Origin of the sequence: Acinetobacter sp. ANC 5414 (genome assembly GCF_013004295.1) — a bacterium.
In the GTDB taxonomy this organism is placed as follows: Bacteria; Pseudomonadota; Gammaproteobacteria; order Pseudomonadales; family Moraxellaceae; genus Acinetobacter.
Genome location: NZ_JABERM010000033.1, coordinates 66,336 through 80,216, shown reverse-complemented (window position 1 = coordinate 80,216; position 13,881 = coordinate 66,336). Strand labels below are relative to the sequence as shown.

Genomic DNA, 13,881 nt, shown 5'->3' with positions numbered 1-13,881 from the left:
ATATGCAACTTTTTTGACTGATATGCGCTATGATGTATGAAGATGATATAAGGAGAAATCAATGTCCCGTCAAGTAATCCATACGGAAAATGCACCAGCCGCAATTGGTACATATTCTCAAGCGATTTTAGTTGAAAATACACTGTATCTTTCAGGTCAAATTGGCTTAGACCCTTACAGTATGGAATTGGTTGAAGGTATTGAGGCTCAGATTCGTCGAGTATTTGATAATTTAAAAGCAGTCTGTGAAGCAGCGGGTGGTTCTTTGGCAGATATCGCCAAACTGAATATTTTCCTGACCGATCTTTCGCATTTCCAGCTGGTCAATCAGATTATGGGTGAATACTTCGCTCAACCCTACCCTGCACGTGCCGCATTAGGCGTCGCAAGCCTCCCTAAAGATGCTTTAGTGGAAATGGATGGGGTGGTCATTATTAATAAATAAAATCAGATAGTTAAATAATTGTCTAGAATACCACCGATCAGGTGGTATTTTTTTATTCAAAAACTCAATAAACAAGAATAATATTTCAAATGAATTTCATTGACAAACGATAACAATTATCAATAATATTACTTATCCTATTTCACTATTGTGGTAGTCGAAAATGTACGTTTGTTTATGTCGTGGTATTACCGATCAAGATATTAAAGATGCCGTAGCCAATGGCGCTGAAAGCTATCGCGAAATTCGCGACTTACTTGATTTAGGTACATGCTGTGGTCGCTGCGCACCAGAAGCGCGCGCCATCATTAGCGATGAACTTTCAGAAATCGCTGCCCGTATATCGATAGCCGCTTAAATACTATGACCTTAATAATCAAAGTTTAATGATCGAAAGATCATCTTCCTCCCCCGCTTACGACTCTAAGCGGGTTTTCTTATCCCATTATTCTAATTTGGCCTTTAATCGTTTTTGATTCCGATTTTCATTTGCCGTTCAATAAATTACTCGCCATTATTTCGGTTCTTGTTTAAGATCATTGCAATAATAATTTTTTGATTGCCTGACACATGGTTAAGGCAGAAATTGTTGATGGAGAACTTACAATGAAAGGCAATCGTGATGTGATTAATCAGTTAAATCAGGTGCTATATCACCAGTTGACTGCCATTAACCAATATTTTCTTCATTCGCGCATGTTTAATGACTGGGGAATTGAGAAACTCGGTTCTGCAGAATATAAAGAATCCATTCGCCAAATGAAAGATGCAGATAAAATTATTGAACGTATTTTATTTCTCGAAGGTCTACCTAACCTACAGAATTTAGGCAAATTGTACATTGGTCAGCATACTGTTGAAGTACTGAATTGTGATGTGCGCAAAGTAAACGAAAATATTGAAGCGCTACAAAAAGCGGTCAGCTTGGCAGAGCAGGAAATGGATTATGTGACCCGTGATCTTGTACAGGAAATTTTGGAAAAAGAAGAAGAATATCTAGACTGGACCACGACCCAGCTTGATTTGGTTGAGAAAGTCGGTATTGAAAACTATATTCAAAGCCAAATTTAATTCTCTATAAAAAAAGCCAGTCAATCCACTGGCTTTTTTAGTTTTTAAATATCACTTTGCAGTAACTGGTTTTGCTAATGAAGCATAATCCAGATCGACTCTACGTAATGTTTTTAATAACCAAAGCTGATGTTTTGCTTCTTGTTCATAACCGTTAAAAGCCAAGACTTTAGCATATTTAATCAGATCATATTTAGTTGGATAATTCAGCACCATCTCCTTAATATCTTCCAACTGTTGCACATTTACCTTGGTATATGGATTCATCCGAATCCACTCAATACGTCGATCAAACTCTTCAAGTAAATAAATTTGATCTTGATTGGTGATTTTCTCAGGTGTTTGCTCATAACGCATCGACTGATTCAGTTTGGGCACCATAACCGAATAATCTCTGACAATTAAAATCAACAATATTAAAGAAACTGCATAACCCACGCGCATATAGTTGGGTGAAAGTGTAATCGTTTTAATATTGGATTGCTGAGACTGAACAAGCCCCATGATAAAACCGACCGGTAACAAGAAATAAGCATAATACTGTGGAAATTCCAGCATTGAGTGAATCAACACAGCACCAATCATTAAAATACCAATCACCGACTCAACTGAATTGACATGTTTATTGAGTTGATAGCCCCAATAGCCAAAGTAAGCAAGAAAAGGAAGACCGATAAGCAAACCGTTCCAAAGAATAAAATCTAAAATAAAATTATGCGCACTACGAACCCACACCGGTCCCTGAAAATGATCACTGACCAGTGTATAAGCGACGCTGGTCTGATTCCAGCCATAGCCAAACCATGGACGGTCTGCAATTGCATGTAGCATTTGCTGCCAGATGGCTAAACGTGACATATCGCCTGTTGCACGACGTGCGATATCTACAGATTTAATTTGAGTATCAGCAAGCTGGGTGAGAAAGCCACCAATGGTCGGAAGTAGAAAAATAAAACCAACAAACAGTGCTGTCCAAGCAGTAACGTAATACCACTTGATTGAAATATAGCCTCTAAACTGCTGATAAGCCAAATACATAATAATACAGAGGCAAGCCACCCACGATGTACGAGATTGGCTTAAGGCTAAACTCATCAACATCATAAATACTGCTGGAACCAACCATTTGGTATGAATTTTCTTTTTTTCGTATAAATATAAACATGCCAAAAGTGACATGAGTAAAAAAGTGGCCATATTATTGGGCTGGGCAAAATTGGCATATGGACGAACAGCACGTTGCATATCCACCATCCCGGGGATATATGCATCTAGTGTTAACCATTGACAGATCGCAATAATTCCCGTTGCAGTACCGGCCATGAAGAACACATAGCTTAGCCCGGTAAAAACCTCTTCACGATTTATTTTTTCTACAGACAAGTTATAGCCGATGGCTATACTCAGCCAAAATCCAAAGACAAATAGCGCACTGGTCAAAGCTTTATCAAAGAAAAATAGCTCACCACTTAGGTATTGAATCAGCGGAATCATCGCAAGCAGCAATAAAGGCAGGCTGATCATCGGTAATTTAATTTTGTCTTTTAAATAAATGGTAGCAAGGGCAAAGAGGGATAAAAAAGCAAAGAGTTCACCCGTATAGGTAACCCAAGGGCGATAATGGATGGGCAGGAGCCAAGCAAGGGAGATGAGGATTACTGCAAGCAGCATTAAGATGAATTTCATGAGTGAATTCAGTGAAAATTAAATTTTACCCATGATAATAAAAAAGCGAACGAATAGATAATTTTTATTAAAATGAAAAAGTAAGGGGCATATTTTTAATGAATAAAATTTTGAAAAATGGAGGCTAAATTTTGAAAATATACGTTTTCTTCTACTTTTAAACAGCCCATAAAAATCTCCAAAAAATGACATTTTTTGTCACTTAGTTACACAAATTTACTTTACGCTTTTTTACATTTTTAATCTATTAAACAAAGTATTGATTTCAAGCATAATAATTAGATAATATGCTTTGGCACACTTTGTGCAAACTATAAACTAGCTTACAAAGCTTATAATTAAATTAACAAAACATTTGTGGAGAATGTTATGAATGCACAGAAAGGCTTTACATTGATCGAACTGATGATTGTGGTCGCTATTATCGGTATTCTTGCTGCGATTGCGATTCCTGCTTACACTAATTACACAATTAAATCTCAAAACCGTGCTTGTTTATCTGAGGCTAAAGGCTATGCAAATCAGGTTATAGCTGCAGTAAATGATGGCCAATCGCCAGGTGCTCCTGTAAAATCAGCATGTTCCGCAATTGACGATTTAAGTGCCGTTACTACTGTTGCGGGATTTACTGGATTAACTGCTACTGCAGGTGGCAATGGTGATGCAGCAGTATCTTGTAATACTAATGCTGTATGTACGTATACATCAGCGAGTGGTAACTAAGGTAGTAAAATAAAAAACGCATCTTTAAAGATGCGTTTTTTTAATTTAAAATTTTTCAAAAACAGCGAATATACTTTTTCTAATAGTTTTTCATAATCTTCCTGTAACTGCTCATAATCACTCTTAACTGCTTTGGTCTTATTCTCAGGTTGCTCAATGTGTTGTGCAGGAGAAATTACATTTTCTCCTATCTCCTGTACAGCTAGCTCAATTACAGCAACTAATGTAGCAATGATGGCTTTATTATTAATCGAACCTCACTTATACGTCCGCCTCAATCACTACTATGTCATTATTAATAACACCACCCTTTTTCTAATTTTGTATACTTATCTGATCGTGTATATAAATCATAATTAGATCTCTTTCATAACTCAAAAAGTGATCATCTTTTTGATTAATATTTGCACCCTATATTTATGACCATTCGTGCATAATCTACGGATAAAATATATCGATTCAAAAAAGCTTTCTGAAACACAGTTCAAGCGATACACGGGCATCTACTGCTCAACCTTCTATTTGATGGTTGAGCAATTGAAAAAGCATGTTGCAACTAAAGGCAGACCGCCCAAGTTAAACTTGGAGGATCAGGTTCTGCTCTGTCTGAGCTATTGGCGTGAATACCGAACTTTATTTCACGTTGCTACGAGTTACGGAGTTGCAGAGCCAACAGCCTCACGAATTGTACGTCACGTTAAAGACTGTCTGATTCAGTCCAATCTTTTTAATTTACCTAAGAATTTGCCCGAAGGCGAAGGCATAGACTGGAATGTTGTGATCGTAGATGCTACAGAAATTCCAATCCAAAGGCCTAAAAAAACAGAAGAAAAGCTATAGCGGTAAGAAAAAGACGCACACCTTTAAAGTACAGGCCATGATTCACTACAAAACTCAGCAAATTCTGAGTTTATGTACCAGTCGCGGTGCAGTGCATGATTTCGAGTTGTTCAAATGCAATTTAAACTAGATTCCTTTTGGGGCTTTTATCCTTGCAGATAAAGGCTATCAGGGGATTTATGCGTTGTATCCACATTGTCTGTTGCCATTAAAATCCAAAAGACACTGTAAATTGGATCCAGAACTCAAAATCTATAATCAGGAAATCAATAAAAGAAGCATAGGTATTGAACATGTATTTGGTAGCCTGAAAACCTTCAGAATCCTTGCTGAGCGTTATCGAAATAGAGGTAAAAGACTCGGTTTGAGATTCAATTTAATCGCTGGAATCTACAACTTGGAACTGAGTAAAAAATGATTTATGAAAGAGGTCTATTATACTAATTATCACCTATCATAAAATCACAGGATAATTTCCTAATTCATTAGTTTGCTCATTGATGGAATGAGCATAAAACTGGTTTAGCACCTGACCTATACGCATCACGCCATTAATTACCGCCTGCTGAAACTGCTGTTGGGCCAACTGAGCAACCATATTTTGGCAGATTTCATCCCAAATCATTTGCTCTGTAGCCGTTTTTATTCCCCGATCAATGACAATCTCAACTTTACGCTCACATAGATTGATATATAAAAGCACACCACTATTATATTCAGTATCCCATACCCCAAGTTCTGCGAACAATTGTCGGGCGCGCATGCGGGTATTTTGAAAATATGCCTGATTTACTGGTAGATGACCTTCTATCACCACCTGAATTTCCCCGACATGACCATGTTCAGCCTCAGACACTGCCTGTGTGATCGCAGCCTGATCCTGTTTGGAAAAGTATCGCTTGGTTGCAGGCATATATAAAAAATGCTTTAACCAACGCTTAAAACTGGGTTGGTTTACTTCTTCAGTTTTAGGTTGCGTGACAATTTCTGTCGTTTCTGTTTTTATTACCATGAGCCTGATGCTCCTCCCCCGCCAAATCCACCACCGCCACCACTAAATCCTCCACCACCTCCAAAGCCGCCGCCTCGTCCTCCACCACCGCCACGACCGGCAGAAGCCAAAAACAGTTGGAAAATAGTTTGTGCAATAGCCGTAATCAGTAAAAAGAATATCCCGCCACCAATCAATAAACTGGTCACTAATCCTGCACCATTCACCAACCCAGCTACCGTTCCAGCCACCGCCGCAGTAGATGCACTTAAACCCTTGCCAAAAATAAAGGAACCAATAATGCCAGCGATCAGTATAAATAATGCGGTACTAAAAGTTTTCTCTTTAGCTTGCTGCTCATGCAAAGCTTGCTCATGACGCTCTTTAAGTTCTTGCGCGGCTTTTTGTGCTACTTCTGGATCCATATTTAAAATACGCTCTATCTCAACTAAGCCGGCATCAATTCCTTGTGCATATTGGGCTTGTTTAAAATAAGGCGTGATTTGATTTCGAATAATACGACTTGCCACGATATCGGGTATTACACCCTCCAAACCATAGCCTGTCAGAATTTGGATGCGATGATCATTCACAGCAATCGCCATCAATAGACCATTATCCTGTTTTGCCGATCCAAGTTGCCATTTTTCAGCAATACGCATGGCAAAGTCGAAAATATCTTCCTGACCTGTAGTGGGTACAATCACTACACCAATTTGCGCCTTTCCCTGTTCATGCAACTTTAGAATCCGTTGACTAATTTCTTGCTTCTGACTTTCTGTTAATAGATTTGCCTGATCAACAACCGGCTCATTTAAAGTCGGCAATCCACGTATGGATTCTCCTTCCGCCATATCATTGGCAATTTTCGGTTGCTGAACTTGTGCTGGTGTTGATGCTTTTTGTTGAATCTGTGATTGTTGCTGCTCCTGAATAACTTTACCCGCTATAATCGCCTCTTCTGTGTCAGATGCGGTTGCCACTTCACTTAAAGCAAATGAACTCGATAGCATTGCACAACACAAGACCACTAGCTGGAAAATGATAGCAAGAGCATTTTTATTTTCTGGAGCAGACATAAGCGCATCCTGTTCTATACAAATCCCCAATTATTCAAATGAAACCTTAGGTGCTGTTTGTGCACTCTGTTCTGCACTGAAATTCGGCTTTGGATTCATCCCAATAACTTTGGCGGTCATCACTTGCGGGAACTGGCGTGAATACGCGTTAAAATCCTGAACTGATGCAATATAACGGTTACGCGCTACTGCAATACGGTTTTCAGTGCCTTCAAGTTGTACTTGTAAATCACGGAATTGTTCATTGGCTTTTAAATCTGGATAATTTTCAGAAACCGCAATTAAACGCGATAATGCACTGGTCATCTGCGCCTGTGCTTCTTGATATTTTTGGAATAAGGCCGGATCTTCCAAGACTTCTTTATCTACTTTTAAGCCTGCAACATTGGCACGTGCTTGAGTGACTTCTGTTAGAACTTTTTCTTCATGTTTAGCATAGCCTTTCACCACATTGACTAAGTTGGGTACAAGGTCTGCACGGCGTTGATATTGGTTTTGCACTTCAGACCAAGAGGCTGTTACCGCTTCATCTTTCACCTGTAGCGTGTTATAGCCACAACCAGATAAAGTTAAAGTGCTTACAAGAGCCATAGTGACTAAACTTTTTTTCATTACATTCATATGCCTATATCCTCTATATTTCTTTGTATTTGTTTAAATATTTTTATTGTAAACATATTTAGGCTTAGTTTTGTTTATTTTCAGTACTGCAAATCCATCCAAATAAAAAACCCGCCGAAGCGGGTTTTTAAATCTCTAACTTAAACGTTATGAATTAAACATCTAAATAATCAAGGATACCTTCAGCTGCTTCACGACCTTCCCAAATTGCAGTAACCACCAGGTCCGAACCACGAACCATGTCACCACCGGCAAAAATTTTCGGGTTAGACGTTTGGAATTTGTATTGTTGCTTTTCAGCTGCAACCACACGACCTGAACCATCCAGACCAATGTTAGCACCAGCAAACCAATCCGCCGGGCTTGCACGGAAACCGAAAGCTAAAAGCACTGCATCAGCAGGTAAAACTTCTTCTGAACCCGGAACCGGTTCTGGGCTACGACGACCACGGCTGTCAGGCTCGCCTAATTGTGTAGTCACCACTTTAACACCTGTGACTTTGCCGTTTTCACCCACAATTTCAATTGGCTGACGGTTGAACATGAAATCCACCCCTTCTTCACGCGCATTTTTTACTTCACGACGTGAACCCGGCATATTTTCTTCATCACGGCGGTAAGCACACACCACAGATTCCGCACCTTGACGAATTGAAGTACGGTTACAGTCCATCGCAGTGTCACCACCACCCAGTACAATCACCTTTTTACCTTCAACGCTGACATATTCAGAAGCGTCTTTTTCCCAGCCTTGGGTACGATTAACGTTAGCAATCAGGAAATCAAGCGCATCGTGAACACCATCCAGATCTTCACCCGCGAAACCGCCTTTCATGTAAGTGTATGTTCCCATACCCATGAACACGGCATCGTAATCTGCAAGCAATTGCTCGATGGTGATATCTGTACCAATTTCAGTATTTAAACGGAATTCAACACCCATACCCGCGAAAATTTCACGGCGGCGTTTCATGACGTCTTTTTCCATCTTGAATTCTGGAATACCGAAAGTCAGCAAACCACCAATTTCAGGACGTTTATCGAATACAACCGGTTTAACACCATTACGTACCAGAATGTCTGCACAGCCTAGACCTGCAGGACCTGCACCAATAATCGCAACTTTTTTATCTGTCCATTTTACATTGGACATATCTGGACGCCAACCCAAAGCAAAAGCGGTATCATTGATATATTTTTCCGCATTACCAATGGTCACGGCACCAAAACCGTCATTTAAGGTACAAGCCCCTTCACATAGACGGTCTTGCGGACATACGCGACCACAAACTTCTGGCAAGGTATTGGTTTGATGGCAAAGTTCAGCTGCCTGGAAAATACGACCTTCAGCAATCAGTTTTAACCAGTTTGGAATGTAGTTATGTACTGGACATTTCCATTCACAATACGGGTTACCACAACCTAAACAACGGTGCGATTGATTGGTCGCAATTTCCGCTGTAAAGGGTTTATAAATTTCCACAAACTCTGCTTTGCGGACAGTTAGATCTTTTTTTTCTGGATCTTGGCGTGCTACATCCAGGAATTGAAAGTCATTGTTTAGGCGCTCTGCCATGTCTCTCTCCGTGGGTAGGTGTAGTTGGTTTATTTATCCGCTACACCTGCCTATCAATCTGCAGTAGTGGAATTATTGTGGATCAGCTTTAGTCGTTTTCAAAAGCGTTTGCAAATTAGCAGCTTTTGGTTTTACAAGCCAGAATTTACGGCTGTAAAAATCAAACTCGTTGCGGATCTTGTACGCCCAAGCACTACCTGTCTCTTTAATGTGTTCATCCAAAATACGAAGCAAGAATTCTTGATGTTCTTCCATCGCTTCTGTAGAGATACGATTTAACTCGATCAACTCATGGTTATAGTGATCCACGAAATCATTATCAAGGTCAAGTACATAAGCAAAACCACCGGTCATACCGGCACCGAAGTTATGACCTACTTTACCCAGTACAGTCACAATACCACCAGTCATATATTCACAACAATGGTCGCCTGCACCTTCAATCACGGCAAATGCACCCGAGTTACGAACTGCAAAACGCTCGCCTGCAGTACCTGCAGCAAAGATTTTACCTCCAGTTGCACCATACAAACAGGTGTTACCAATGATTGCAGTATTTTGAGTTTGGAATGGTGAACCTTTTGGTGGGAAGATGGAAATACAACCACCTGCCATACCTTTACCGACGTAATCGTTGGCATCACCTTCAAGTTTGATATGCAAACCGCCAGCATTCCAAACACCGAGTGACTGACCTGCAGTACCTTTCAAATTCATGACTACAGGATGTGTTTCCATACCCAAGTTACCATAACGACGCGCAATTTCACCTGAAATACGTGCACCAATTGAACGGTCACAATTGACAACATTGTAGTTAAACTCGCCACTCTTACCCGCTTCAATGGTCGGAAGCATTTCATCAACCATTTTCTCAGCGAGCAAGCCTTTATCAAATGGTGCATTGCCTTGAACTTCACAATATTGCGCTTTACCTTCCGCAGATGGATGCGAGGTCAACAAGGCACTTAAATCCAAGTGAGCATGTTTGTCTGTATCGCCCGGTAAAACTTCAAGCAAATCTGTACGGCCAATCAAGTCTTTCAAACTTGAAACACCTAAAGCCGCTAACCATTCACGAGTTTCTTCTGCAATAAAGTGGAAGAAATTAATCAGCATTTCTGGCTCGCCAATATAATGCTCTTGACGTAAATGGTCTTGCTGAGTTGCTACACCGGTTGCACAGTTGTTTAAGTGACAAATACGAAGATACTTACAACCCAACGCAATCATTGGGGTAGAACCAAAACCGAAGCTTTCTGCACCCAAAATAGCCGCTTTAACCACGTCTAAACCTGTTTTCAAACCACCATCAGTTTGTACACGTACTTTGCCACGCAGGTCATTTACACGAAGGGCTTGATGCGCTTCAGATAAACCTAACTCCCATGGCGAACCTGCATGGTGAATTGAAGATAATGGAGATGCCGCAGTACCACCATCATAACCGGAAATGGTAATAAAATCGGCATAGGCTTTTGCAACACCTGCCGCAATCGTACCAACACCCGGTTCAGAGACCAGTTTTACCGACACCATCGCTTGAGGATTGACTTGTTTTAAGTCAAAGATCAATTGTGACAAATCTTCAATTGAATAGATGTCATGGTGTGGAGGAGGTGAAATTAAAGTCACACCTGGAACGGAATAACGTAAACGTGCAATTAAGCCATTCACTTTACCACCCGGTAACTGACCGCCTTCACCCGGTTTCGCACCTTGCGCGACTTTAATCTGTAACACTTCAGCAGACGTTAAATACGCTGGTGTCACACCGAAACGACCTGATGCAATCTGTTTGATTTTCGAGTTACGGATAGTGCCATAACGTGCAGGATCTTCACCGCCCTCACCCGAGTTTGAACGACCACCAATGGTGTTCATGGCAATCGCAATCGCTTCATGCGCTTCAGGTGACAATGCACCGAGTGACATGCCCGCAGAGTCGAAACGTGGCAAGATTTCTTCAATTGATTCCACTTGATCCAGCGCAATTGAATTATCTGTTTTTAATTTAAATAGGTCACGAATGGTAGCAATCGGACGATTGTTTACCAGTTCTGCATATTCTTTAAAGTCAGCATAATCCCCTGAACGTACTGATTTATGCAAAGCATTAATCACGTCCGGGTTAAATGCGTGATATTCCTTGTCAAAGACAAACTTCAGCAAACCACCCTGATCAATTGGCTTACGTGCTTTCCACGCATTTTCAGCCAATTTTTTAAGATCATTTTCAAGGTCTGCAAAGGTTGCACCTTGAATACGGCTTGGAACGCCAGTGAAGCATTTATCAACCACTTCATTGGATAAACCTACAGCTTCAAATAACTGGCCACCACGATAAGACGCAACAGTTGAGATACCCATTTTAGAAAGGACTTTGAGTAGACCTTTCTCAATCCCTTTACGGAAATTCGCTTGGGCATGAATTGGGTCACCCAACAACTCACCTTTGGCAATCAGGTCATTGATCACGTCATAGGCCAAGTATGGATAAATCGCAGTCGCACCAAAACCTAAGATCACGGCAAATTGGTGCGCATCACGTGCCAAAGCTGTTTCTACAATGATGTTGGCATCGGTACGTAAACCCACTTGAATCAAGTGATGGTGAACTGCACCTGTTGCCATCAATGCATTGGCTGGTAAATAACCTTCACGGATTTTCTTGTCAGAAAGCACCAGTAAAGTTTTGCCAGCACGAATCGCTTGAGCCGCTTCCTCACAGATACGTGCAATCGCTGCTTCTAAACCTTCAGTTGCAACATAGTTCAAGTCGATGTCGGCAATTTCGTAGCCTTTACGACCCAAAGTACGCATTTGGTGCATTTTCGAGTTTGAGAGTACAGGGCTTGAAATGATCAAGCGATCTGCATGTTCAGGGCTTTGTTCAAATACGTTCTGCTCACGCCCCAAGCAAGTCTCTAATGACATCACAATCGATTCACGTAATGGATCGATTGGTGGATTGGTGACTTGGGCAAACTGCTGACGGAAGTAATCCGATACATGACGGACCTGACGCGACAATACAGCCATTGGCGTATCATCACCCATTGAACCGACTGCTTCCTGACCGCTTTCTGCGATTGGACGAAGCAATTGATCACGTTCTTCAAACGTCACCATGAACATTTTTTGTGATGCTTTGAGGTCATCGCCTTTTAAGCCTTGATCACATAAATATTCTTCAAGTTCCGGGCTGCCTTGTAGGCGAATTGAGTTTTCACGCAACCATTCACGGTAAGGACGCATTTTTTTCAAATGGTTGCTGACATCTTGAGTATCAAGCAATTTACCAGTGAGGGTATCAATTACCAAGATTTGACCTGGGCCGACACGACCTTTAGAAATGACGTCTTCAGGTTGATAACCCCAAACCCCGATTTCTGATGCAAGCGTGATGTAACCATTTTTGGTAATGACCCAGCGAGCAGGACGTAGACCGTTACGATCCAGCATACAAATCGCATGACGACCATCTTGAATAACCAGACCTGCAGGACCATCCCACGCTTCCATATGCTTAGAGTTAAACTCGTAGAATGCACGTAGATCGGCATCTAAAGTTTCAACATTTTGCCAAGCCGGTGGAACCAGCATACGTAGGGCACGGAACAGATCCATACCACCACCCACCAGAATCTCGAGCATATTATCCAGGCTTGAAGAATCCGAACCGGTACGGTTCACGATTGGATTGAACTCAGTTAAACCTGGAAGCAATGGGTTTTCAAATTTTGGAACACGTGCCATTGCCCAGTTACGGTTTGCGGTAATGGTGTTGATTTCACCATTGTGTGCAAGATAACGGAACGGCTGTGCTAAAGGCCAACGCGGCAATGTATTGGTCGAGAAACGCTGATGGAAGACCACAATGTGTGATTCCAGACGCGGATCCGCTAAATCTGTATAAAAGTCTGCGATTGCTTCAGGCATCATCAAACCTTTATAGGTGATGACTGTTGAACACAATGTGGTTACATAGAATGAAGAATCATTACTAAGCAGCTGTTCCGCACGACGACGCGCAAGGAATAACTTACGGTTAAATTCAACTTCAGTGACACCCATTGGGCAATTAACAATAATTTGTTCAAATGCCGGCATCGATTGAAGTGCAATTTCACCCAAAGCATCGACATTGGTTGGGATCACACGCCAAGCAAGCACTTTTAAGCCTTCAGATTCGATTTCTTTGGCTAAAACCTGCTTTGAATGGGCTGCAATTGCCGGATCAAGATTTAAAAATACCGTACCGACTGCAAACACTTCACTTAAGGTGATGTCACTGAGTTTTTTTGCTTCTTCACGAAAAAATGCTTTCGGCATAGCCAGCAATAAACCACAACCATCCCCTGTCTTGCCATCTGCGGCAATACCACCACGGTGGGTCATACAACTTAAACTATGAATCGCGGTCTTGACCAAATCATGGCTTGCATCACCCTGCATATGGGCGATTAAACCGAAACCACAGTTATCTTTAAACTCATCCGGTTGGTATAAACCTTGAGCGGGAGCTACAGTATTAGGCGATGGCATGTGCATAGCGTACCCTTCTTCAACATGGCCCATAAAGCGGGCATCTAACAATCAAATATCTTCTTTGCGATTTAGTCCAATTTACTTACACTCAGATCAAGATTGGGCAGAATCATTTTCTTCACATACTTAAGATAATCGCATTTCATCTTGCGTGCATGGATCAATTACAAAAATGTTTTATTGATTTTACGCACTCTTTTAAAGCAGGCAAATTCAGTAACTTCGCACAATCATTGAATCTTTTCGCGCCAAAATAGGGACAATAACTCAATTCATGCACCAATAAAGCAAAAATGAT

General features: G+C 41.1%; 11 protein-coding genes and 1 pseudogene. 6 read left to right on the top strand and 6 right to left on the bottom strand.

Annotated features, from left to right (window positions below; all coding sequences use genetic code 11):
• Positions 1–61 precede the first annotated feature (61 nt).
• The 3 genes from ridA (at position 62) to bfr (ending at position 1,516) form a co-directional block, all read left to right on the top strand.
• Positions 62–445, top strand: a complete 384-nt coding sequence (gene ridA / locus HLH18_RS14690; protein WP_067726797.1) for a deaminase RidA — start codon at positions 62–64, stop codon at positions 443–445.
• A gap of 163 nt (positions 446–608) precedes the next feature.
• The gene (locus HLH18_RS14685) at positions 609–803 is read left to right on the top strand and encodes a bacterioferritin-associated ferredoxin (protein WP_005259971.1); all 195 of its coding nucleotides are present in this window, start codon (positions 609–611) and stop codon (positions 801–803) included.
• Positions 804–1,051: 248 nt separating this feature from the next.
• Positions 1,052–1,516 (top strand): heteropolymeric bacterioferritin subunit Bfr, encoded by a 465-nt coding sequence (bfr, locus tag HLH18_RS14680; RefSeq protein ID WP_171547418.1) that lies wholly within the window; start codon positions 1,052–1,054, stop codon positions 1,514–1,516.
• Between the two features lie 51 nt (positions 1,517–1,567).
• Here bfr and HLH18_RS14675 read toward each other — a convergent pair whose 3' ends face one another.
• On the bottom strand, positions 1,568–3,202 hold the full coding sequence (locus tag HLH18_RS14675; RefSeq protein WP_171547417.1) for a PglL family O-oligosaccharyltransferase: 1,635 nt from the start codon (positions 3,200–3,202) through the stop codon (positions 1,568–1,570).
• Positions 3,203–3,571: 369 nt separating this feature from the next.
• On the opposite strand from HLH18_RS14675, the gene HLH18_RS16230 reads away from it, so the two are divergent.
• From HLH18_RS16230 to HLH18_RS16170, 3 genes and pseudogenes are all read left to right on the top strand, one after another.
• A complete protein-coding gene (locus HLH18_RS16230; RefSeq protein ID WP_171547416.1) occupies positions 3,572–3,925 on the top strand; it encodes a prepilin-type N-terminal cleavage/methylation domain-containing protein in 354 nt (117 codons plus the stop codon).
• Between the two features lie 429 nt (positions 3,926–4,354).
• The gene (locus HLH18_RS15870; protein WP_214647357.1) at positions 4,355–4,765 is read left to right on the top strand and encodes a transposase family protein; all 411 of its coding nucleotides are present in this window, start codon (positions 4,355–4,357) and stop codon (positions 4,763–4,765) included.
• Positions 4,713–5,183, top strand: a pseudogene (locus HLH18_RS16170) (transposase family protein). Before HLH18_RS15870 ends, HLH18_RS16170 begins: the two are co-directional and overlap by 53 nt.
• A 36-nt stretch (positions 5,184–5,219) precedes the next feature.
• On the opposite strand, the gene HLH18_RS14660 reads toward HLH18_RS16170, so the two are convergent.
• From HLH18_RS14660 to gltB, 5 genes are all read right to left on the bottom strand, one after another.
• Positions 5,220–5,777 (bottom strand): TPM domain-containing protein, encoded by a 558-nt coding sequence (locus HLH18_RS14660; RefSeq protein ID WP_171547415.1) that lies wholly within the window; start codon positions 5,775–5,777, stop codon positions 5,220–5,222.
• Positions 5,771–6,769: a TPM domain-containing protein gene (locus HLH18_RS14655; RefSeq protein ID WP_250852446.1), complete on the bottom strand. Its 999-nt coding sequence runs from the start codon at positions 6,767–6,769 to the stop codon at positions 5,771–5,773. The genes HLH18_RS14660 and HLH18_RS14655 overlap by 7 nt, the downstream gene beginning before the upstream one ends.
• A gap of 96 nt (positions 6,770–6,865) precedes the next feature.
• Entirely contained in the window at positions 6,866–7,456 is a 591-nt protein-coding gene (locus HLH18_RS14650; RefSeq protein WP_131289285.1) for a LemA family protein, read from the bottom strand.
• A gap of 154 nt (positions 7,457–7,610) precedes the next feature.
• Positions 7,611–9,032 carry a glutamate synthase small subunit GltD family protein gene (locus tag HLH18_RS14645; protein WP_171547413.1) on the bottom strand — a complete coding sequence of 474 codons (1,422 nt, stop codon included), beginning with the start codon at positions 9,030–9,032 and terminating at the stop codon, positions 7,611–7,613.
• A 72-nt stretch (positions 9,033–9,104) separates the two neighbouring features.
• The gene (gltB, locus tag HLH18_RS14640; protein WP_171547412.1) at positions 9,105–13,580 is read right to left on the bottom strand and encodes a glutamate synthase large subunit; all 4,476 of its coding nucleotides are present in this window, start codon (positions 13,578–13,580) and stop codon (positions 9,105–9,107) included.
• Positions 13,581–13,881: the final 301 nt, after the last annotated feature.